Below are 23,120 nucleotides of genomic sequence, written 5' to 3' on the forward strand. Positions count from 1 at the left end.
CATCCATGGACATTCTCGACTCGCTTCGGCAGGCGCCCAGCGCCGAACTGTATCGCATTTATCTCGCCATCGGCAAAATGCTGGACGACCCGCGACGTGTTCTCGAAGTACGTCAACGCTTGCGCCTGGGAATGGAGGTCAGTTACATCGGGGGCGATCCGCTCGCACCACCTTCGCACGGGACGGTGGTGGAGCTGCGGCAAACCCAGGCGGTGATTCAGGACAACCAGAGCCGTCAGCGTTGGTCGGTACTATACGTGGCGGTTATCCCTGACACTGCGCGCGGTCCAACTCACGCGCCTCCGTCGCCGCCACCGCGAGCACAACGTGAGGAATTCTTCATCGGCGACACCGTTGGTTTCACCAACAAACACCTGAGCGAGCGGGTTGGCATCATCGTCAGGCTCAACGCGAAAACTGCGTCTATCGCCGTTGATGATTCGGAAGGTCATTGGCGGGTCTCGTACGCTCTGCTGCGAAAGATTGTCGACATCTAACCGCGCGATACCGTCAACACGGGTTCCGCTGACGGATACGTTGCAAGGCTAGTCTCGAACGGTGATGGAAACTCACAGGAAAATCGCCGGTTCAGTTCGACTTGACGGAATCAACTTAGCTGGCGACATACGAATCCTTCGATTTCTTTCTTGCGATTCCATTACCAGCCAATGACGCCGCGGCCTGATCCCAGAAGATTTCAGGATTTTTCAGTGCGACAGGAGGCGATTACTTTGCCAGGTCGCTACTCTCCATGCATATGCCGTGGCCGGCGTGCACCTGAGGAGTAACGCTCATGAAATACCTTGGGATGATGGTCGATTTTGAGCGCCCGGACGGGCACTCACTCGACGGCTACCGCGCCGGACGATCAGACCGGCGCGCCCTCCTTGCTCGTTCTGCAGAAATGGTGGGGGCTTAACGACCAGATACGCGGAGTCGTGGGCCGGCTTCGACCACCGGCTATGTCGCGCGCGTTCCCGATCTCTATCGAGGAAAGGTGACCGTGCGCATCACGGATTCGCCAATGAGACGGCCGTCGACACCGGATGCACTCTCATATGCAGTTCGATCCGGTCAGGGCGGAGAAAGCGTGGGATCGAACTTTCACCCTCATTGGCCGGCCCATGTGGAAGCAAGAATAAGGATAAGTGAAAGAAAGCGATTCGTTAGCACTTCCGCAACGTCAAAGATGCGACTTGCGCTAAAGCCTATCGGCCTGCGCACGCGAAGTGCCGCAGCAGTGCAGCCTGTAGATGTAGATGAACATTCCGGTGCATCCCGATTATTCGATCGATTGGCTGCCGCGGGTTTCGAAGGCAGCCGACTACATAGAGATCAAAGCGGTGATGAAGTGCGTGGTCGCGTTCTCCGCGTGCCGCGGACCATCGTACCGATCGATGCGCTGAAAACCGACACGGACGTCGCAGATCGTACGTCCCGAGAGGGTGCGGTACTTTTCCCGCACAAATATTGTCGTTGCAGCCCCATGGGGCCTCGCACCGATGACCATTCACTCAACGCTCTTAACGTATTGAACTATATAGAAAACTTTCGCGTTCTCCGACGTAAGTTACCGTAAGAAACTTTCTGCCGGGAACAGTAAAGCCGATGATTTAAGCCTGCTGAATGCATACATAGGAGTAGTCCATGTCGCTGCCTCTGTCGGGAATCTCCGTCGTCGAATATAGCACCGGGATGGCGGGTCGGTTGGCGGGCCTACTGCTGGCTGATCAAGGTGCGACCGTCATCGTTAGCCGTGCAGCCGGCCAACCCGCGCCCCTGGATGCGTACCTGGACCGCGGCAAGCAAATTCATGCCGGTGCGGAGCCGCTTAGGTCGGCCGGGGCTAACGTGGTAATCCACGACGGCATTGAAAAGGCCGAAAGGATTGGCGAGCAAATTCGTCTATCCATTACAGCAGTCCTTCCGGGCGAAACCGCCTATCCGTTCCCAGACGATGTTGGTGACGACATCCTCAAGGCGGTCTCGGGTTTCTATACCGACCTGGCGATGACCCGACGTCTGCTCGGTGACAACGTTGTCTACACCCCCGTGCCGCTGTGCTCGATCTATGCCGGCGTTCTCGGTGCGACGGCGGTCGGGACAGCTCTGCTGGACCACATCCGGTATGGCGTTGGCCGGGATATCGTCATTTCGCGTCTGGCCGCCGGTCTGTCTTCGATCGGCGCGCTCGCGCTGGAGCTTGACGGTATTCCTGAGTATCTGAAGACCGAACCTCTGATTTCGCTGCCTGCCGAGTTGGCTGCGCACGTCGGCAAAGCCCGTGCCGACAAGACTTATTTCGAATCTCTCAAACGGCAGCTGAACCCCCTGTTTGCCTGCTACCCGGCTGCCGATGGCCGCCAGGTCATGTTTCTTAGCGTAGTTCATCGTGGATACTCTCGGAGACTACTGGAGAAACTCGGGATTTGGGAGGACGCGCAGGCCTTGGGGATCGTCGACCTCCCCGTCTATGATTCAGCTAACGCTGAATTCTCCGATCATAATATCGCCGTGCCGCAGAATCTGCGTTTGCCGCTTCGCGCCAAATTGGCTGAACTGATTGCTGCTGCCGTCGCCCGCAAGCCGGCCGAAGAGTGGGAACGCACCCTTTGCGAGGCCAACGTTCCCTGCGTGATGGTTCGCGATTTCGACGAATGGCGCGCTTCGGATCATGCAAGACAATCAGGAATCGTCGAAACAGTTGCCGGATGCGACTGGCCGCAGCTTGGGCGTGCCGTCCGGCTGGCTTCCGCCAAACCTTATCCGGCTCTCCACGCCGGCACAACCGGACAAGATTCACTTTCAGTTTCGCAGTCGACAACCTCCGGCACGGCGGCGAAATCGGCTGCTCCCCTTCCCCTGGCCGGCATGCGTGTCGTCGATCTCGCCAATGTCATTGCCGGCCCCTCTTGCGGCCGAATGCTGGCCGAACTCGGCGCCGAGGTCGTCAAGGTGGATTCTACGCAGCCCGAGCACGTGCCAGTTGTAACCGTGCTCTGGCCGGCTGAGCTCTCTCAAGGAAAGCGAAGCATTCTGCTCAACTTGCGCGATGAAAGTGGGCGAGACATCCTCAGACGTTTGGTCGCACGAGCTGATCTGGTCGTGTTCAATAAACTCGACCCAGTCATGGCGCGATTGGGTCTTGATCGGGACGGTCTCGCCAAAATCAATCCTGATGCGATCGCCGTGCAACTGAGCGCCTATAAGGGTGAACGGCCGGGCAGCCACGACGACTACCCTGGGTACGACCCCCTCTTGCAAGCCGTGACGGGCATCATGACCAGATTCGGCTCTTCCGACGCGCCCGAGCTGCACGGACTAGCTTCCTGTGTCGACTATCTCACCGGGTACATCGCCGCTTTCGGAGCGATCGTTGCTCTCGTCGCCCGCGAGCGGCGTCCCGAAGGCGGCGGCGACTGGGTCGACACCTCTCTCGCCAGCGCGTCGAGCTTAATCCAGGCCTCATTCCAGGTAACGCCCGCACCGGTCGGGACGGCGGACTGCCTGCGGGAGGTCAAAGGCGGCTGGATTTGCGTTGAGCCAGCCGATGCCGATCTCCCTGGCATCTCCGAGCTAACCGTGTCGGAGGCGCTGATCGCCGCCAACTCTGCGGGCGTCATTGCGGCACCTGTGCAATCGATCGACGAACTCAAAGCTCGACATCGAGAAAATCCTTGCGCCGACGTCGCCTTCAAGACCGACCACGGCGATCTTCCCGCCTTGAATCTCCGGCCGACCTGGTTCCAGTTCGACGGCTTGCCTTTGCCGGACCTCACACCCGCTCCGGCACCGGGGGCCAATGCAAAGGAAATTCTCCTCGAACTGGGCTACAGCGTGGAGGATATCGACAAAATGATGTCCAGCGAAGTGGTCGGGCAGGTGCTGTGGGGTGGCTCTCGCGAAGCGCTTAAGGCGGCCGGATAGCGATCGCTCCTATCGCCATCGCGGTCACATGCAGCGGCTGCCAGGATGAATGGTTCCAACCGGTATGCCAGGTTCTTTCACTTGGCACCCGTAAGTCAGGGCAGCCTAGGCTCTTTTGCGCACGCTGCTCGAAATATGGTAGCGCCCTGCGATGGGAGGGCTACAGCCTGGCTGAAATAGCCGGCTGCGAGAGTCTTCTGGCAGGAACTATCCCCGTCGGACCCTGACGCACATCACCGACCAGGTCCCAAGTCAATGCAACTGGACAGCCCAACTGCACGTGGCTGCCGAGGTGCTTTCGTTCAAATTGGACCCGCAGCATCGCTCACTCACCTTGGCGAAAGACATCTGAAGCCGGCTATTTCACGCGATCGGTACGACGATACTGCTTCGACAGGCGACGAACTAATGGCAGCATCATATGAAAGGAAAAGAGAAATGCAAATCAAAGACAACGTATTTGTAGTGACTGGGGCCGGCTCAGGCTTGGGGGCAGCCACTGCAAACATGATTGTCGAACGGGGCGGCAAGGTGGTCCTGGCGGACGTCAACCCGGACGCGGGTGAGGCGGTCGCCGCACAGCTTGGACCCAATGCCCGATTCATTGCCACCGACGTCGTCAGCGAACACAGCGCCAAGGCAACTTTCGCAGCGGCCATGGAAATGGGGCTTCTCCGGGGACTCGTCAATTGCGCAGGCATAGCTCCCGCCGAAAAGGTTATCGGCCGCGAAGGTACCCACAAGCTCGACTCGTTCGCTCGAACTATCAATATCAACCTGATTGGTAGTTTCAACATGATCCGCATTGCTGCCGAGATGATGAGCGCGTGCCCGCGAGGGACCTCTGGCGAGCGCGGCGTCATCATTTGCACAGCGTCAGTGGCGGCGTTTGAGGGACAAGTGGGGCAGGCAGCCTATGCCGCGTCCAAGGGCGGCGTTGTCGCGATGACGTTGCCGCTAGCGCGGGAACTCTCCCGCTGCGGCATCCGGGTAATGACAGTTGCTCCAGGCATCATGGAAACCCCGATGCTGCTCGGCATGCCCGCTGAACTACAGGAGGCGCTGGGGAAAACGGTGCCGTTCCCAGCACGAATGGGCAAGCCAGAGGAATACGCTGCTCTGGTGGAACACATCCTCTTGAACGAATACCTGAACGGTGAGGTCATACGCCTCGACGGCGCCATCCGTATGGCCGCCTAGTAATATGCACCCATCGTTTCCGGCGAAAAAACCAAGTCAAGGATCCCCTCGTTATCGTTTCTGTCGCCAGTACCTCTGTTGGCGGCTTCAGGGGGAATCTTTGCCGCCGCACGGCGCCATAGCTCGACCTCTGGTTGCTCGTTGGTCAAGAAAAATGTTTACACGGCAAGTCGGACACTCTCTGACAGCCAAGCAATGTCTGCAGCTAGCATCCCGCACAGGCAAATTTGATTACCGTCACCCAGCGTGCTATCGAACGGCTCTGCGTACTTGGCGAGTTTAGTATCCGCCGGCAATGGTGATACGATGGCTAGTGATAGATGACGTGGACCGTGGTTATAAAACACTTTGACGAATTGGAACCAGTCCTCTGCAAAAGCGCGATGTGCACGGTGGCGCGAGACAAGGAGCCGTCTGCTCTTCACGCTATCAAAGTTTGAATTCCATCGGTGCGTTGCACGAGCAAATTCCCTTGCGTCTCATCGAGCACCGCATGCCCAATTCGATGCGCTAGTGATGGGAGTATGTATCCGGCGCTGCGGCGTCTTTCGACTCAGTTGAGCCTGACATTGTTCCGACGCCGACACTAGGAATGGATCGACGGGGAAAGTAGCGACGCCGTATTCCCTGAACATTTGCCTTGTCGGAGCCCGCGCTACCCCGAGGACACATCATGGTCACGCTGTCTCAATCTGCCATCCTGTTTCGCTTCGGCGTGACGACCGTCAACCCCGGCCGTCGTGAGCTGAGTCATGACGGTGTGTGCGTCAGCGTTGGGGACCGCGCGTTCGACCTTCTGATGCTGCTTATCGCGCAGCGTGGTACGGTCGTCAGCAAGGAAGAGATCATGGAGGTGGTCTGGCCGCGAAGAATCGTAGGCGAGAACACGCTTGAAGGTCAGGTATCGCTACTGCGGCGCGCGCTGCAAAGTGATCGCGATGCGATCCGGACCATTGCCGGACGTGGTTATCAATTTGTCGGAGAGTTGGTCACTCATACGCCGTCGACTCAAGATCCTGCGAGCGCGGCGCCGGCGGCCCCGGTCGCACTCCGCGGCAAAGGGCTTCCCGCCTATGTGTCGCGGCTCATTGGCCGCGAGACCCATCTCGCGGAACTCATGGATCTGATCCGGTCGCGACGCCTCGTCACCCTCGTCGGGGCAGGCGGGGTGGGCAAAACGCGGCTCGCGATCGAGGCGGCCCGCCAGGTGTCGTCGAACTTCGCCGACGGCACCGTCTTTGTGGAACTGGCAGCGACCGCATCGGCGGACTACCTGCCGACCACTGTCGCGGCCGCATTCGGTTTTCCGCCTGGTGATGGAACACGAGACTTCGAAGAAATTGCGCTAAGCCTTCATGATCGGCGCCTCCTCATTCTCGTTGACAATTGCGAACACCTTATAGAAAGCGCAGCTGAGCTCATTGAGAGGCTTCTACAGGTGACTCCTGCTTCGACTGTCATTGTCACGAGCCGGGAGGCGCTGAGGATCGAGGGTGAGCGGGTTTATCATGTGCCATCGCTCGACATGCCGTCGCATGACGAGGCGCACGACGCTATGCGCTTCGGCGCGATCCAGCTATTCCTCGAACGGACCAGTTTGGAGCCGGACGCGGGCATCGACGCGTGCATGCCGCTGATCGCCCGCATTTGCAGACAATTGGACGGCATCCCGCTGGCGATCGAACTCGCGGCCGCGTGTACCGGTGCCCTTGGCATTCAGGGCGTGGCTGACCGCCTCGACGACCGCTTTCAGATCCTTCGCAATGGGGCGCGGACCGCGCTCCCGCGCCAGCAGACATTACGCGCAACGGTCGACTGGAGCTACGCGCTTTTGCCGCCGCGGCTTCAGACGGTGTTGGCCCGGCTCAGTCTGTTCGCGGGAACCTTCACGCTGGACTCGGCGCAGCGGATGATCGTCGCCACCGACATGCCGCCACACGAGGTAACGAGCGCTATTGCCGAACTCGTCGACAAGTCGCTTTTGGGTGCCGTTCCCAACCTCCCCAAGATGCACTACCGGCTACTCGACACGATCCGTGCGTATGCGCGTGACCGTCTGGTCGAAAGCGGTACAAGCGACGACTGGCTAGCACGTCACGCGCGGCACGTTCTCGATATTTTCCGGACCGCCGAGAAGTTCGCCAGAGAACGCGCCGAGATTGACTGGAACCGCACGTTCGGGATTTATCTGGACGATCTGCGCGCGGCTGTCGAATGGGGCTTCGCAAATGAAGGGAGAACAGTGGTCGCGATCGAGCTTACCGTGGCCAGTATCGCCCCGGCAATGCACTTTGCATTGTTTGAGGAAAGTCTTCGCCGCTTGGAGACAGCTCTCGAGGCGTTGGCGCGGCTTTCCCTCCACGCCCGGTTGAATTTGCCCGTGGTCGAATGGGAGATGAAACTGGAGGCAGCGCGCGGCGCGTGCCTGCTTTTCCAGAGTGCGGGCGCTCAGACTTGCGAAGCATTTGCCGCTGCGTTGGCGCTCGCGCAGGAGACCGGTGATGTGGAATATCAGCTACGGGGCTTATGGGGCTGTTGGAGTCATGCATACCTGAATGGGCGATATCCGCAGGCGCTTGCGTTGGCTTCGCACTTTTCAGAGGTTGCTGCAGACTCCTCCTGGTCCAGCGACCGGATGGTGGCGCGCACGATGTCCGGAATAGCACATCTGTGCCTCGGACAACTGAATGAAGCACTCCTCGAACTGGAGTCGATCTGCATGCTGGATGGCCGCGTCGGGCGCTCCGAGCGAATCCGGTTCCTCTATGATGAGCACAGCATGACCCGTTCCGTGCTTGCGCAGGCGTTGTCCTTTCTCGGCCGTCACGAAGAGGCGGAAATGACGGCGCAGCGAGCACTCCAAGACGCGCGCGCGCTCGGCCACACTCCTTCGATCTGTTACGCGTTGAGCGAGGCGCTATGCCAGACAACATTGCTGCGCAATGACGATGCGTGGCTCGACGAGGCGGTGCGGATGCTCTCGGACGCCGCCCGGCGGCATGGCGGGTCGACATGGAAGGCCCGCGCGGAAATGTGGCGAGGTTTGATTGCGCTGCGCTTGGGTCAGGTCGAATCGTATGACGCCAGCATCGCCCCTTCGTTGGACGAAATTGGCGACGCGCAGTACTGCGTCGTACTGACCGCGTTCCTCGCCGAAACCGCCATTGCATTGGCAAGGTTTGGCCGAGCCCGCGATGCAGACGCGTTGATTGCTCGCGCCATGGCAAGGGCGGCAGCTGTGAACGACATCTTTTCATGGGTCGAACTGCTGCGTGCGGAAGCGGAGGTCATGCTTCTACGGGTGGAGTCCGACGCCGCCTCGTATCTGGCGGAATGTATACTTGTGAACGCTTTGCACGTCGCACGGCGTCGCGGGTTCCTGGCTTGGGAGACGCGTTGCAGAGGAAGTCTCGAACGGTTATGGGAACACACTGGAATATCGCCGGCTCAGTTCGATTCGGCCCGATCGACTTTGCCAGCGCCATTTGAATCCTTTGATTGCCCTCTTGCGATCCCTTTGCGAGCCAATAACACCGCGGCCTATTGACATAGCCTTTGGGACCGGTACAGGCGATCTTCCCACCTTCAATCTCCGGTCGACCTGGTTTCAGTTCGACGGCTTGCCTTTGCCGGAGCTCACAGCCGCTCAGGCACCGGGAGCCAATACAACGGAAATTCTCATGAAACTGGGCTATGGCGCGGCGAATATCGACAAACTGCTGTCCGTCGGAGCGGTCGGACATGTGCTGCGGAGCGACTCTTCCGCAGCGCTCAAGGGGGCCGAATAACGCGGTCTGTCTTATCACCGACCGGTCCCGCCATGGGGCCTCCAGCCGGACAGTGCGACTCCGTCATGCTAGTACTTCGCTCCTATACTTTCCTCAACAAATACTTCTTTGCGCAGCGCGAGGCCAGAACGAATGCCCGCAACCCATCTATCAAACTCTCCCACTTGGCGACTTTAGGTTAGCTAGGCTCGTTTGCGCCCGTTGCTCGAATATGGCAGAACCCTGCGATACTGCGAGGGCGACGGCCTGGCTGAAATATCCGGCTGCGAGGGTCTTCCGGTCGGCACTATCCCCTTTTAATACCAACTCGCCACGCCTTCGAAGGATTTCGGCATCCCAAATATGTTCGCTATGGCATTTGACAAACTCTTCGGCCTGAATAAGAGCCCTCAACGCCAGATCGTTTCGATTACCCACTTCGCAGCATTGGGAAACCGTCATCCAGAGGAAGGGGGAAAGGAACCCACCCCAACCGACGCAAAACTCAGTGATACTCTGGCTCATTGCCACATAATCAAAAGGCCGCAAGCCGGTCATGGTCTCGCTCCAGGCCAGGACGAGTTGGGCCAACGGGCTCCAGTTGTTGAAACCATGTTTTTCGCTGAGTTCCCTCAGTAATGCGCCATGTTCGCGACCCTCTTTGGTTCCACTGCGAAGAATGTCCAGTACCGAGCGCCAACCCAGAACGATGGCCTGCGTTGGCGCATGCTTTTGAGACAGGGCGATCGACCAGGCCAAATCCGCTCGCATCAGGGCCGCTTTCTCATCGCCCTGGAGGAACAGCGCCCATGCGCTGTAGACGGCGGCAGCGGCTCCCGTGTCGTAGCCATAGGACGGCTTGTAACGCACCAAGTCGTAGCGGCGCAGAACTTTGTCATACCAGAGTATCGCCTCTGACAGTCGTCCCTGAAAAAGGGCGCTCGTACCGAACAACCTACGGGCCTCCAGAAGCAGGCCGCGATGGCGTGCTTCCTTGGCTCGCTGAGCAACCTCGGCGGCGATGGTACGTGATTCCACCCAGTCGCCACGCGCGCAGAAATAGGCCCAAAGCCCGGCAAAGGTCGCGCCTTCTTGGTCGGGACTATGAATCTGCGCACAGAGCGTCTTGGCCTCCTCGTAAATAGGCAATAACTCGGGCGCTCCATAACCCTCGGTAATCCGAAGAACAACGCCCAGTTCCGTGAGCAATTCGAGCCTGTGCCTCTTGCTTGCGGCAGTGAGCGCAGGTCCTTTAAGCGCCGCGAGACCGGCGCGAAAATGGCTGATCGCCTCCTCGTTGGCAAAATCTTTCGCCGCCCGCTTTCCCGCCTCCAGCCACCAGGGCGCCGATTCTTCGGTAAGACCCGCCTTGACGAGATGGTCAGCGATAATTTCGGCGCGCCGCTCAAAGCCGGTTTGCCCTGCCAATAGCCGCGCGATCCGCTCATGAATCGGGCGGCGTTGCTCGAGCAGCATCGATTCATAGGCCGCGTCGCGAAACAGAATATGGCGGAAGCAACCTGTTCCTGTCCCGCCCTCCCCGCCCGGAAGAATCACGCCTTCCTCGACCAGCGTCCGCATGGACTCGCCAAGGGCGTCCTCCGGCAGTTCCGCCACAGTGGCCAAAACATCACTGCGAAATTCCCGACCGATCGCGGCCGCGACTTGCGCGACGAATATCTTGTCGCCCAGTCGATCGAGCCGTGCCATCAGAAGGTCAATCAACCGCTCAGGAAGTGGCCCGCCGAACTCAGGCGTGTCACAAAGGGTTTTTGCAAATTCTTCGACAAATAGCGGAATGCCTTCTGTCTTTTCGATCACTAGTTTGCGCTGCTCTGCCGACAGTTTCTCAGAGCCGGCGACTTCATCTATCATTTGTTCGACGTCGGCCTTGCCCAGTGGCGCTAGTTCCAAGACTGTGGCGCGCGGCAAACTACGCCACTGATCGTCCCCCGGCCGCGAGGTTACTGCCAGCATGATTGGCTGGGCCTGGAGGCTACGTGCGATCAAATGGATGAGTTCAGTCGTAGAGGGGTCAAGCCAATGAACATCCTCAACGACCAGAAGCAGGGGAGCCTTGTGCGCTGCGGTGAAAATCAGCCTAACAAGCATTGCAAAGGTCGTTTCCTTGCGACGGCTCGCCGGCATGTCCTGCAGCGCGTCCGGCAGCATCAAGCCGAACAACGAGCCGAGCAGCGCTATACCCGGGGCCTCGGACTCCCCCACTGTTGTCGCGAGCGAGAGGAGTTTGGCATTGATTTGCTCGCCGCCATCCGCACGCATGATCCCGGCCAATTCGGAGATGACGTCCCGCACAGGTGACAACGCGCTCCTCGAATAGAGCGGGAGCGCCCTAAGAAGCATACGCTGCCCACCATTTTGCCGGATTGACGCCCACAGATCGTTGATCAGACGCGACTTGCCAATCCCCGGCTCGCCGCTAACGACGACGATCTGCCCTTCTTTGGCCTCGACCCGAGACCAACGTCCGAACAGAAGGTCGAGTTCGTGGCGGCGCCCGACTAGCGGCACGTCCTCGTTGGGGTCGAAGGGTATCCCCAATTCCCCAAGTCGCCAGACGCTCTCACCCAATGCAAGGCAGTTGCAGGGCGAATCGACACGGCAATAATGGCGCAGGATCCGATAGGTTGCTTCGGACAGGAATACGCCTCCAGCCGAGGCACAGTAGGAAATTGCCGTAGCGTCATCCAATACGTCTCCCAACAACGAGGGAACGGATGTCGCTGAATCGGTGTTTCGCGCACCGCTGATTGCCCAGCCGGTTGCCACCCCGACCTTTATCGCAACGTCCGCTGGGGTCTGCTCAAGCCCGGCGACAGAGTCATCTTTGGCCGGCTCAATTTCCCCGAGAACCAGTTCTCTTGCCGCAGCGACGGCAAGATAGGCGGCATTTTCTAGGGATCTCGGCCAACCGAAATAGCCCACAAATCGATCGCCGGCCTCTTCCGCAACTTTTCCACCGAATTTTTCCGTGACCCTTGTAAATATCCTTCGAAAGACAAGAAAGTCATCATGTATTCGGCCGGAATCAATCGATTTATTGGAGATACTTCTAGGAAGTCTGCAGGCAATCACCGTGACGTGATGTCGGCCAGGCAATTGGGGGGCACAACTTAGGCTGGAATGCAGTCGTCCTGGTGTTGATGCGCGGCGAAGGAATGGCACATAGGTGCCCTTCGGTATCTCAAGGAAATGCCGCTCATCGATCCCGGAACCACGGGAGAAGTCGGCCAGCAGGCGGCGTAGTCGTCCAGCCTCCACACGAACAATGGCATTGCTGCCCGGATCGAATGACGAATTCTTGCCGAAGACTGACATGGCGATGTTCAATTCTTTCAGCGACCTTTCGCGGCCGGCAAGGCGTTCCTCGACTAGGAACTTCAAAAACGCCCCCATCCGCGGAGACGACAGAAACTCTGGGCTGGCCAAGGTGCGGGACAACACACCCAGCACCTCTGCCGGCGAAAGAAGATCTAGCCCGTGGCCTCCAGTTGGCCCACCATCGGTAAGCTGCATCCTTGAGCATTTCCGTTCTTTAATGGACCGCGCCGACGCGAAGCGCGCGGCGCGACGGCGTTTGCCTTAACAGTAAGACACTTCTCGTTCCCCGCCAAATGTTTTGATTTTCAGTCGCAGTTGGACGCCCCACATCTCCAAGCGTAAGACGGATGCCGCCTATGACGCTGACGGGCAATGCCAAGGCCAATTACACGATAAACGATCAACGCCACGATTTTTGTTTTCCGAGATATGGGGAGGGCCGGCGTCAATAATTCTCTCCACTTCGTCGGGGATGTCATTTGAAGAATCCGACTGGCGTACCTTGTTCGCCGGATCCGAGACAGCAACTTTCGGCAATCTATGGACGTTGGTCATCAGTTTCGCGCGGATGTTCGAACGTCCGTTCCGCTCGCATACCGGACCTTCCATGGGGGTCATGTACGTCGGTATGCGCTCCGCGAAGGATCTGGATTAGGATGGGCCAAATGGAGAGCTTGTCTTGCCCGACGGGATTTGCGCAAATGCTGAAGATGCGACCTGGATTTCCGCCCATGCGCAAAGCCGCGCTATTCGCATAGATCGCGATGCGCGGATCACAGACACCGTCACGGCATCATAACCCTGCTTTGCTGCCGTCCTCACTAGCGCGAACGGACTAACGCTTGTCTGTTGCACCGCACAAACATCGAATCCGAACATCGCAGCGACCGGTTGTGCCGGAAAGCTCGAAGCTACTCGCGTGATGGTGCCCGGGAGCCAACGCGAGTAAAGCAACGGATAATCATTCGCTGCGCCGCCCGCTACGGCATAGCATATATAAATCGCGACGTTCTCCCACTCGCGTAGCCGGTTGTAAGGGCTGACTCATGCGGGGGAGTGCGAAAAGGTATGTCGCATGGCTGAGGCGCTGCCGGTGGCAAGCCACCCGGCGCTAGGAACTGCGCGCAAGCCAGTAGAGGGCTAACAACCCCGTGAAACAAGGAGACGTCATGAACGGAGAATTCCAGCATCCGTTTCCCACATCACAGCGAAGTGTGTGGAGCGAGGAAAGGTTGTGAGCGCCGATGAGGCGGTCCAACTTGTTCGCTAGGGAGACACCATCGCAACCGGCGAATTTGTTGGCATTGGATTCGCCGAAGAAGTCGCGGTGGCATTAGAGCAGCGATTTCTCGATGCAAAGAAAAACAATGGCCCGCCGCTGCACGACCTGACACTCGTCTACGCCGCCGGACAGGGTGATGGCAAAACGAAGGGACTGAATCATCTAGCACACGAGGGGTTGGTGCGGCGTGTCATCGGCGGGCATTGGGGCCTGGTGCCGGGGCTTCAGAAGCTGGCAATCGACGGACGGATCGAGGCCCATAACCTCCCTCAAGGCGTTATTTCACATCTGTTTCGCGACATCGCCGCACACAAGTCTGGACACCTGTCGACAATCGGTTTGGGAACGTTTGTGGACCCCCGCAATGGCGGCGGAAAGCTCAACGCACGGACAACGGACGAGCTAGTTACCCTTATGTCCCTCGGCGGTGAAGAGTACCTCTTTTACAAGTCCTTCCCGATAGACGTCGCCATTATCAGAGGTACGACCGCGGATGCATCCGGAAACATCACGATGGAGAAGGAGGCACTCACACTGGAATCTTTGTCCATCGCCATGGCAGCGCGCAACTCGGGTGGCATTGTTATCGTTCAGGTCGAACGACTGGCAGAATCCAACACGTTGAATCCGCGGGACGTGAAAATACCGCGCATCATGGTCGACTGTGTGGTTGTCGCGAAGCCCGAACAACATTGGCAGACGTTTGCGGAACCCTACTCCGCGGCCTTTTCCTGCGAGCTTCGAGTCGCCGCGACATCTCTGCCACCGATGAAGTTGGACGTCAGGAAAGTCATCGCCCGGCGCGCCGCTTTCGAGCTTAAGGCCAATAGTGTCGTGAATCTTGGTATCGGCATGCCGGAGGGTATCGCCAGTGTCGCCAATGAAGAGCAAGTCCTCGACCTGTTTACGATGACGACCGAGCCGGGCGTCATCGGGGGGATACCGGTACGTGGCTTGAACTTCGGAGCGGCGACCAACACGCAAGCCATCATAGACCAGCCATACCAATTCGATTTCTACGATGGTGGAGGGCTGGATATCGCATTTCTCGGGCTCGCGCAGGCCGACCGGGTAGGCAACCTCAATGTGAGCAAGTTCGGGCCGAAACTGGCTGGCGCTGGCGGTTTCATCAACATCAGCCAGAGCGCCAAGAGGGTCGTCTTCGTCGGCACGTTTAACGCCGGCAATCACGGTATCGTCAGGCAACGGCTGCCCGGGATTCAGCCAGCCGCGCTCGCCGGCCATACGACGAACAGCGGTCAACTTCTTGCGACCCATCAGGCCGCTACGCCCAATGTCGCGATCGGAATCGCCTTGCCGCATGCGGACAAGGACTTGACGGTACTCAAACAATTCGAACCTCCGGTTGGTCATGGACACTCCGTTCAGAAAGAACGGAGCGTACCCATCTGGAAAGTTCGAATCGCGTTCAACACCCGGCGCCGGTGGCGCCTATACGCCGATCATCGACTGGCTCCTTTACGCCGGTCACGGACTGGCGCCAAAACGCCGATCCTGCGCTGGCGCCTAAGCGCCGATCATCTGGTGGCGCCAATACGCCGATCCCGGAATGGCTCCATAACGCGGTCAGTGACAGCGATTCGCAGTGAGGTCGGAACTTGTCTCCACGACGTTAGTGTCAAGCCGCACGTAGTGGTCAACTACGACAACTTCTCAATCCGCCCCGAGGTCCCTGATGCATACTCGGACATGGTGACATCACTGGTTTCACGCTATTACGCGAGCGTGACGAGATACACCACGAGCAGCTTCCTGAGACTGAAACTGGGCACTGCTCTGCAGCGGCGCAGCGTCGCCACGTATATCTATGAAAGCCCAGAGGAAGCGAATGCGCACAGCAACGACGTGCACACGACGAATAGTCGCTCCGCACTGGATCGCCAAAAAGCAACGGATTAGTGACGGGACCTGAGGTCGGTGCAATGGAACTGCATGTGTAGCGGACGAAACTCCCCCACTGGCTAGCACTAAGCCAAGTGTCGGGATGTCGAATTTCTCTTGATTTTCGACACCCCTCGGCTTCTCTAATGCCAATATTTTTTCTTGCTCGTCTTCCCAATACCTGGATTGAAGCTATTCGTCGGGTCGAGCCGCCTCATTTGCGCCTCATAACCCTCAGATGCATGGTACAGGTGGCCGACGTTATGCTCGGCGGGGTATTTCGCACCGCGACTCTCGAGGTATGCCAATACCTCTTTCTTGAAGAGAACAGCGTCGCATCCTGGCTTCAGGATGTAGTCCTGGTGATTCACAAAGCAGAAGAAGTGTCCGCAGCAAGAGTCCAGCAAGACCTGCTCTCGCAGGTGAGGTGGCAATTTCAGGCGCCACTCAGTGTCATTCCGACGTAGCGCCACATCAAATGCGAGCAACCTTTCGTTAGTGTCAATTCCATGACTTTCGCAGTAGCAAATGGTGCAGGCACCGACAGTGAATCGTACAAGAAACGCGTCGCGAGCTTCGTCCTCGTTGCATTTGAAGTACTTCCCTGTACGAGTTGCAAAAAAGCGTTCGAGGAGTGCGGCCATTTCTGTTTCATCGCGCTCATCAGCCTTGATCACCAGGTGGTGTTCATACAGATCCATATAGCTGGGGATTCGGTCAGCCAGACCAATTGGAGTGAGTGCGTTGGAGATCTGGATTGCCTTGTCCACGGTGTTTTCGGGAAGTAAGGGAACGCGCTTAACCAACCTGTCCCACTTCGCCTTTTGTGCGATCAATTCCGGGATCTTCTCAGGACCAAGGCGCCGGATCGCCTTGTAGATGTGCTTCCCGTAACGAATCGAGAGGTCTAGCGCGCCTCTGTGCATGTACTCCGCCTGGATCGGCAGTTGGGACAAGCTTGTCAAAAGGAAATGACGCAGCTGAACCAGTTCAGATTCGTCGTTAGTTCCAATGTAGAAAGTGGTGGTATTCGCCGGGGCATCAAAGGTAGGCAAGCGAACGGCAAAGACCGCAAGTTTTCCTGCACTGCCGGCGCTGTCGTGCAAATATTCCGGATTCCCATTGTAACGAGCGGGACTATCCGCGGTTACGTCACGAAGTTTTTCTGCGTAATCTTCCGCCCACAACTTTCCGTCCCAGTCGGGCGTATCGCCCGTCGTGTACTGACGTGAAGCGAGGTTCTCGAGAATGGTTTTCGGATCCTGTCCTAGCTTGATTCCGAGATTGTTGACGAGTTGAAGCTTTCCACTCGTGTCGATCCTGGCGAAAAGGGATTTTTCGGTAAATGCCGGACCACGCCGAATCAACGAACCGCCGGAATTATTACAGATTCCGCCGATAACGGATGCGCCGATACATGTAGAGCCAATGACAGAATGCGGTTCTTTATTGTATGGCTTAAGGGCATTTTCCAACTCGGTCAATGTTGATCCGGGGAATGCAATGACTTGCTTCGCGCCATCAATGACTTGAAGTCCGCCAAGACGCCGAGTGCTGACGATTATCAGATCTCTATCGTAATCATCTCCGTTTGGAGTCGAGCCTCCGGTAATGCCGGTGTTCGACGCTTGCATCAGAATGATTACATCATTTGCGACGCAAACTTCAAGAACCTGCCAAAGTTGCAGTAGCGTGCGGGGCAGCGCAATTGCGAGCGCTTTGCCGTGTCCGATCCGAAAACCCTTGGTATAAAAAACCTTCTCGTCTTCACCGGTTAATAGATCCGTTGCTGAAACCACACTTCTCAGCTTACTTAGTACATCTTTGCTTGACATATCTATGCTCCATGCTCTTCAAGGCTCATCCCTTTGGATTGGAGCCACCTGGCTTCCAATAAAACCGCTAACCATTCGTGACTGGCCACAGCCAATTGCCCGGTCAGTGCAGCCGATCCAGATCCGTTCACGTACGCGGTCGTCCTGACTCCGACCGAAACGGCGATACATTCCCCGTCCGCGGCGTTCTGACGTCAGCTTCAGAAATGCGCGCTGCTTTCCCTTGTTTCGGAGTCTGCTTGACAACCAGCGGACACGACAGCGAGCCGGGCAGACGGCGCCTAACGTGAGGCAACGACCGCGTGCACTGCATTCAGGCCGCTCTCGCGAAGAACGACGAAAAATCCGATGTTGAAAATCTGGAATAGCGATTTGCTATATCTTATAAGCAGTACAAACCAATTAAATAGTCCTTGTAAGGTTCATTTCCGATGCCCCGTAGCGTTCGACAAGCACAATGGTAAGTACAAGTCGCTGTCCCTTTCAATAGCGAAAAAGTGTCGACCACGATTTTTCGACTGAAGCACCAACCGGGGAATGTCCAGCCGGCCTGGGTTTGAGCGATCTCGATTCTTGTTTCGTCGACAGATGATCCAAAACGTAAAACACCTTTTCAATATTTGAAATGATGTTACGAGAAGCGCTTACGAGGATTGCCCGTGCCGAAAGCATTCTTCAAGTTCAGTTCGGGCCGCCATTTGCTGGACTCTACGGGTAGGTGGGTGTCGGCGAGATTCTCGCGAAGCTGGACACCGGCGCCCCCGCGCGCAACGCGAAAGAGATTTTTGACATGCTTATCGTCGACGGCGGCCCAACTGTTGCGGCGGCTGCGATCTACGCGGCGCGACGCTGCGCGCGAAAGGCGTGGTGCTCGCGACGGGCTCGCGCTGTCGCAATGCCGATGTTCCGGGCCAGCAAGAATACCGCTACAAGTGCGTAGCCTACTGCCCGCACTGCGATGGCCGCTCTTCGAGGGCAAGCGAGGAGTCCGCATCCGGAGTCGCGCCGAGATACCACCAATGAAGATCAAATAATTACGAATCTAGGAATTGGTATTAACACCTGGTTTGTTAGATTTCTGAGCGGGCATATTGCGATTTGCCTACTGCGAGGAAAATTCATTACCTCGAAAGCATCTTTATCGCCCCTCTGCTCGCTCCTAAACTTCATGTATGTCTCCGGATCGGTGTGAGACATACCCGGCATCAAACCTATCTACTTTGGCCAATGATCGCGCGACACCATGAAAGACATTGAATTGGTTCATCACACCGTTGAGGCAAACGGCATTCGTCAGCACTATGTAGAAGCAGGCGACGGACCCACGGTCGTCTTGCTTCACGGATTTCCCGAGACCTATTACGCGTGGCGTCATCAGATTCCCGTGCTTGCGCAGCATTTCCGTGTGATTGCGCCGGACTTGCGTGGCTATGGGGCAACGGACAAGCCGGCGGCAGGGTATGACAAACGCACGATGGCAAACGACCTGCTTGCCCTGCTCGACAATCTGGACATCGACCGTATCGCGCTAGTGGGCCACGACCGGGGCGCACGGGTAGCGACGCGCTTCGCCAAGGACCATCCGCACAGACTTGACCGCCTGGTCGTGATGGATAACGTCCCGACGCGAGTAGTCGCGGAGCGGCTGAATGCGCAGATTGCAAAGGCCTACTGGTTCTTCCTGTTCCACCTGGTTCCCGATCTTCCGGAAGCACTGATTGCAGGAAACGAACGCGTGTGGCTGCGCCATTTCTTCACGGACTGGTGCTACGACCCAACTGCAGTTAGTGGCGAGGCGTTCGAGGAATACGTTAGAGCATTCCAGGCTCCTGGTGCCGTCCGTGGAGCAATGTCCGACTACCGGGCAAACGCCGAAGACGTCGCACAGGACAAGATTGACGCACATGTGCCCATCAAGGTACCGACGCTGGCGCTTTGGGGTGCCGAATTCTACGCCGTCGGCAAAATGTTTGATATGGCCGAGGTATGGCGCTGCATGGCAACTGACATTCGGACATCCGCAATTGCACAAGCGGGACACTTGCCGCAGGAGGAGCAGCCTGAGATTGTCAATGCCCAACTGCTCGATTTTCTGCAGAGTTGGAAAGGATAGCTACCGACTCAGAAACGCCGCGCTAGAGCGTGATATTCACTTTCATCAAGGAATATTACTCTGTTGATTCGCAACGTCCGATGCAGTTACACATAAGCCGGTGATCACATTGGACCAGATTCAAGACGTCGTCGCTGCCGCCACAGAAGTATCCCAACAGGCGACTGTCGCGCGATCAGAATTACCATCAAGGCAGTGCTGATCCTCGAGAACCTGCGTGGCTAGTACCTGAGCAACGTGCACCGATCGACGCCTATCCGTGGCGTTTCTTAATTCGACGACGTGAAAGCGTGCAATCACAAATTCGTGGTCGCACCTGATTTTACCTATTTACAGGATGAATACCATGCAAACACTCTGCTCCTGTAGTTCCGAACTCGGTGAGTCGTCAGTTAGCGGGAAAATCACCAACTCGCGCCCTTCTTTTTCAAACATAGGCAGACTTCCGCAAGTCGCACCGTTACATAGCCTGCAAGTTGGAGCCGCAAAGATTACCGTTATATCTGACGGCACTATCCCTCTCAATGCGCCCACACTGATCTCCGGCAAAGATACGGCGACAATGGAGAAGCTGTTGGCCGAGGCATTTCTTTGTGGGGAGATCGAGACGTCGATTAACGTCTACCTGATTGAACTGAATGACCGTAAGATTCTTGTCGACACGGGTGCCGGAGAACTGTTCCGCCAAATTAACGTCGGCGGCAAACTCTTCACGCGCCTCGAGCATGCAGGGCTTGAACCCCAAGACATCACCGACATTTTAATTACGCATATTCATGTTGACCATTCGGGTGGTCTCACGATGGCGGGCGAGCGAATGTTCCCGAATGCACTTGTACATGTCGGCAAGCCGGACGTCGATTTCTTTCTTGACCCGGAACAGGCGGCCACATCCGCATATCGGCCAGATGCACTTCCGTATACATTCGAGCAAGCAGTACTAACAGTTAAACCCTATGCAGAGTCGGGTCAACTACGCCCTTTCGACAAGACCACTGAGATTGTCCCCGGCATTACGGCTTCACTCCACCCGGGACACACACCTGGCTCGGCTTTCTACGCACTAACCAGCGAAGGCCAAACCATCGTGTTCGTCGGCGATATCGTTCATATTGCCGCACTGCAATTTGCTGAACCTGAATTCACAATCGCGTTTGACGTGGATCCCGCCGGCGCCGTGGAGAGTCGCAGATCAGCCTTCGCCGAGTTCTCTCGCACGCAAGTGCTCGTCGCCGCCCCGCATTTGCCTTATCCGGGTGTCGGACATATTCGTACAGATGGTGACGCTTACGCATGGGTACCTGAATCATTTATGGACCGCGAGTGATCGCGGAAACAGCGCAACAGCATCGGCTTCAGCGCGCAAAACCTGCACGGGCAATCTGCAATAGAAAGCCCTAGACGATTTGCAAATCAAGCTCACCTGATGGCAGCCAGGTGAGTGCAGGCTAATGACACGCGAAAGCAGGAGATGAAAGCGAAAGCAAAGGTTGTCCTGACAAATTGCGCCTGGGATTCCCTCGACATTGAACATCGCGTTTTCGGGGAGATCGCAGACAGCCGCGACGCGCTGGCCGGTCTGCAATCCGGTGCACCGGGAGAAGTGCGCGGTGTCCTCGAAGGCCAGTGGCCGATCAACGTCGTCAACCCTGCTGTGCGTGGCAAAAACCGGGCTGGCCTGTAACGATCTTCCAGCCCCTAACTTAGAGAGATACAAAATGAAGCTTTGTCGCTATGGCGAATTTGGCGCGGAAAGGCCTGCGATCGTTGACGAGCAAGGTGCACTGCGCGACCTGTGCGGCTACGTGTCCGACATCACGCCTGCGCAGCTTTCGGCGAGTGAGCTCGAAAAGCTGTCAAAAATTCGGCTGTCCGACCTGCCTCTCGTACCGGGCAATCCCCGCATCGGCGCGCCCGTATCTGGCATTTCAAAGTTCATTGCTATCGGTCTGAACTATCGCGACCACGCCGAAGAGGCGGGCATGGCCATTCCCACCGAGCCCATCATCTTCATGAAGTCGACGACGTCCATCGGTGGCCCCAACGACGACATCGTCGTGCCTCCGCACTCGACGAAGCTCGACTGGGAGCTTGAACTCGGCGTTGTGATTGGCAAAAAGGCGCAGTACCTCTCCAAAGAAGAAGCTCTGGACTATGTCGCCGGCTACTGCGTGGTGAACGACGTATCCGAGCGCTCCTTCCAGCTGCAATCCTCCCAGTGGGACAAGGGCAAGGGTTGCGACACCTTCGGCCCGATTGGCCCGTGGCTCGTGACCAAGGACGAAGTGCCCGACCCGCAAAACCTGGACATGTGGCTCGACGTCAACGGCGAGCGTCGTCAGGGCGGCAACTCCAGGACCATGATTTTCACGGTCAAGGAACTCGTTGCCTATTGCAGCCGCTATATGACGCTGCTTCCGGGCGATGTGATTACCACCGGCACGCCCCCGGGCGTCGGCATGGGTATGAAGCCCGAACCGACCTACCTCAATAAAGGCGACGTTGTGACGCTCTGGATTGAAGGACTCGGCACCCAAAAGCAACTGATCGTCGAGCGACAGGTATAAGACAGACCCCTCCGTTATCCGCCAGAGATAACGGATAACGGAGGATTATCAGGTAGGAGACCCAATTCATGCATATACCTACGATTTCCTGGCATCCCATACCCACATGGTAGGTGCGGTTTACATACGCCCGCTGATGGCGTAATACGTCAGCACCCTCTTCGCAATCTCCAACGGACGCTCTGATCTTTACACTACGCAAGGAACAGAGTTCAGAGCATAGAGAAGGATGGAAACTATGGTTCTCAAGGGCACACCACGCGACATGAACAAGTGGAGGGATGTACTCCTCGACCCGAATGCCAGATTCCCCGGCGAGTCGAATGAATACCGCCTCGCACGTAGTGAGCTGTTAGAGGCAGAATTAGAGCTCAAGGAGCTGAACGAACGAGTAGCCGCCATGCGCCGGGCACTCCCTGCGGGCGGCCTGATCAAGGAGGACTACGTCTTCGAGTCTGCCGACAATGGAAGCGAGGTGAAGCTGTCGGAACTGTTCGAGCCGGGCAAGGACTCACTGATCATTTACCACATGATGTTTCCGCGCTGGTCACAAGACCAACGCGCAGGAGCCCCAGGAGGCAAGACTGCCGAGCTGCCGCTTGTCGAGCAGCCGTGTCCGTCGTGCACATCGATTGTCGACGGGCTCGAGGGCGCTGCCTTTCACGTTGCCGAGCGAGCCAACCTCGTCGTCGTCGCGAAGACTAGCCCTGAACGGCTCGGCACCTACGCACGTGAACGCGGCTGGCGCAATGTGCGCCTATTGTCCTCGCGGAACAACACCTTCAACCGCGATTACCGCGCTGAAACACCAGACGGCGGGCAGCGCGCCTCCTTGAACGTTTTCTCCCGCGACACGGACGGGATCCACCACCACTGGGGGAGCGAAGCGACGTTCAAGCGCGGCGATACCAGCTCGTTCGATGCGATCTGGACGATCTACGGAGTTCTCGATCTGACGCGCGAAGGACGCGGAGACAGCGGGGCCTACCCCAACCTGCAGTACTAAGGAAGTCTTTGCACTTCTGTTCGTATCGGTTTGAGTGGCCCTAGAACAGGGTCGCTCTGACCCCGTAGGCATGGCTCCGCATCAACAGTGCACATCGGTGTGCGCGTGCGTCGTGATCTTCCACGCCGCACGCGCCGAAGTCTAACTCCGACTACTGCGGTCTCCCGCTCGCCGCCGCC

11 protein-coding genes and 4 pseudogenes are annotated in these 23,120 nt (G+C 57.5%); 12 read left to right on the plus strand and 3 right to left on the minus strand.

Features of this window, described 5'->3' with window-relative positions; translation table 11 throughout:
• Positions 1–5: 5 nt before the first annotated feature.
• From PQR27_RS38575 to PQR27_RS38595, 5 genes and pseudogenes are all read left to right on the plus strand, one after another.
• Positions 6–497 carry a hypothetical protein gene (locus PQR27_RS38575; RefSeq protein WP_408528888.1) on the plus strand — a complete coding sequence of 164 codons (492 nt, stop codon included), beginning with the start codon at positions 6–8 and terminating at the stop codon, positions 495–497.
• 296 nt (positions 498–793) lie between these two features.
• A pseudogene (locus PQR27_RS38580) lies at positions 794–1,006 on the plus strand (dienelactone hydrolase family protein); the annotation flags it as partial.
• A gap of 641 nt (positions 1,007–1,647) precedes the next feature.
• Positions 1,648–3,927: a CoA transferase gene (locus PQR27_RS38585; protein ID WP_408528889.1), complete on the plus strand. Its 2,280-nt coding sequence runs from the start codon at positions 1,648–1,650 to the stop codon at positions 3,925–3,927.
• Positions 3,928–4,365: 438 nt separating this feature from the next.
• The gene (locus PQR27_RS38590; protein ID WP_408528890.1) at positions 4,366–5,127 is read left to right on the plus strand and encodes an SDR family NAD(P)-dependent oxidoreductase; all 762 of its coding nucleotides are present in this window, start codon (positions 4,366–4,368) and stop codon (positions 5,125–5,127) included.
• 673 nt (positions 5,128–5,800) lie between these two features.
• Entirely contained in the window at positions 5,801–8,674 is a 2,874-nt protein-coding gene (locus PQR27_RS38595) for an ATP-binding protein (protein ID WP_408528891.1), read from the plus strand.
• Between the two features lie 391 nt (positions 8,675–9,065).
• Here PQR27_RS38595 and PQR27_RS38600 read toward each other — a convergent pair whose 3' ends face one another.
• Positions 9,066–12,431: an ATP-binding protein gene (locus PQR27_RS38600; RefSeq protein ID WP_408528892.1), complete on the minus strand. Its 3,366-nt coding sequence runs from the start codon at positions 12,429–12,431 to the stop codon at positions 9,066–9,068.
• 1,132 nt (positions 12,432–13,563) lie between these two features.
• Here PQR27_RS38600 and PQR27_RS38605 point away from each other — a divergent pair.
• Positions 13,564–14,133: pseudogene (locus tag PQR27_RS38605) on the plus strand (CoA-transferase); the annotation flags it as partial.
• A 561-nt stretch (positions 14,134–14,694) separates the two neighbouring features.
• Here the strand turns inward: PQR27_RS38605 and PQR27_RS38610 are convergent.
• Together PQR27_RS38610 and dld are read right to left on the minus strand one after the other, a co-directional pair.
• Positions 14,695–14,871, minus strand: a pseudogene (locus PQR27_RS38610) (IS21 family transposase); the annotation flags it as partial.
• Between the two features lie 692 nt (positions 14,872–15,563).
• The gene (gene dld / locus PQR27_RS38615) at positions 15,564–17,255 is read right to left on the minus strand and encodes a D-lactate dehydrogenase (RefSeq protein WP_408528893.1); all 1,692 of its coding nucleotides are present in this window, start codon (positions 17,253–17,255) and stop codon (positions 15,564–15,566) included.
• A 718-nt stretch (positions 17,256–17,973) separates the two neighbouring features.
• Here dld and PQR27_RS38620 point away from each other — a divergent pair.
• The 6 genes and pseudogenes from PQR27_RS38620 to PQR27_RS38645 all read left to right on the plus strand — a co-directional run.
• Positions 17,974–18,238, plus strand: a pseudogene (locus PQR27_RS38620) (hypothetical protein); the annotation flags it as partial.
• A 260-nt stretch (positions 18,239–18,498) separates the two neighbouring features.
• A complete protein-coding gene (locus PQR27_RS38625; protein WP_408528894.1) occupies positions 18,499–19,368 on the plus strand; it encodes an alpha/beta fold hydrolase in 870 nt (289 codons plus the stop codon).
• 346 nt (positions 19,369–19,714) lie between these two features.
• A complete protein-coding gene (locus PQR27_RS38630) occupies positions 19,715–20,695 on the plus strand; it encodes an MBL fold metallo-hydrolase (protein WP_408528895.1) in 981 nt (326 codons plus the stop codon).
• A gap of 144 nt (positions 20,696–20,839) precedes the next feature.
• The gene (locus PQR27_RS38635; RefSeq protein WP_408528896.1) at positions 20,840–21,052 is read left to right on the plus strand and encodes a hypothetical protein; all 213 of its coding nucleotides are present in this window, start codon (positions 20,840–20,842) and stop codon (positions 21,050–21,052) included.
• Positions 21,053–21,086: 34 nt separating this feature from the next.
• Positions 21,087–21,935 carry a fumarylacetoacetate hydrolase family protein gene (locus PQR27_RS38640; RefSeq protein ID WP_408528897.1) on the plus strand — a complete coding sequence of 283 codons (849 nt, stop codon included), beginning with the start codon at positions 21,087–21,089 and terminating at the stop codon, positions 21,933–21,935.
• 238 nt (positions 21,936–22,173) lie between these two features.
• Positions 22,174–22,941: a DUF899 family protein gene (locus PQR27_RS38645; protein WP_408528898.1), complete on the plus strand. Its 768-nt coding sequence runs from the start codon at positions 22,174–22,176 to the stop codon at positions 22,939–22,941.
• The last annotated feature ends 179 nt before the right edge of the window (positions 22,942–23,120 follow it).

Origin of the sequence: Paraburkholderia fungorum, assembly GCF_046027215.1 — a bacterium.
Lineage (GTDB): Bacteria > Pseudomonadota > Gammaproteobacteria > Burkholderiales > Burkholderiaceae > Paraburkholderia > Paraburkholderia fungorum_D.

Bases quoted from the DNA above. Each gene is read 5' to 3' on its own strand.
- PQR27_RS38575 (WP_408528888.1), top strand. From the start codon at position 6: ATGGACATTCTCGACTCGCTTCGGCAGGCGCCCAGCGCCGAACTGTAT.
- PQR27_RS38585 (WP_408528889.1), top strand. From the start codon at position 1,648: ATGTCGCTGCCTCTGTCGGGAATCTCCGTCGTCGAATATAGCACCGGG.
- PQR27_RS38590 (WP_408528890.1), top strand. From the start codon at position 4,366: ATGCAAATCAAAGACAACGTATTTGTAGTGACTGGGGCCGGCTCAGGC.
- PQR27_RS38595 (WP_408528891.1), top strand. From the start codon at position 5,801: ATGGTCACGCTGTCTCAATCTGCCATCCTGTTTCGCTTCGGCGTGACG.
- PQR27_RS38600 (WP_408528892.1), bottom strand. From the start codon at position 12,431: ATGCAGCTTACCGATGGTGGGCCAACTGGAGGCCACGGGCTAGATCTT.
- dld (WP_408528893.1), bottom strand. From the start codon at position 17,255: ATGTCAAGCAAAGATGTACTAAGTAAGCTGAGAAGTGTGGTTTCAGCA.
- PQR27_RS38625 (WP_408528894.1), top strand. From the start codon at position 18,499: ATGAAAGACATTGAATTGGTTCATCACACCGTTGAGGCAAACGGCATT.
- PQR27_RS38630 (WP_408528895.1), top strand. From the start codon at position 19,715: ATGCAAACACTCTGCTCCTGTAGTTCCGAACTCGGTGAGTCGTCAGTT.
- PQR27_RS38635 (WP_408528896.1), top strand. From the start codon at position 20,840: ATGAAAGCGAAAGCAAAGGTTGTCCTGACAAATTGCGCCTGGGATTCC.
- PQR27_RS38640 (WP_408528897.1), top strand. From the start codon at position 21,087: ATGAAGCTTTGTCGCTATGGCGAATTTGGCGCGGAAAGGCCTGCGATC.
- PQR27_RS38645 (WP_408528898.1), top strand. From the start codon at position 22,174: ATGGTTCTCAAGGGCACACCACGCGACATGAACAAGTGGAGGGATGTA.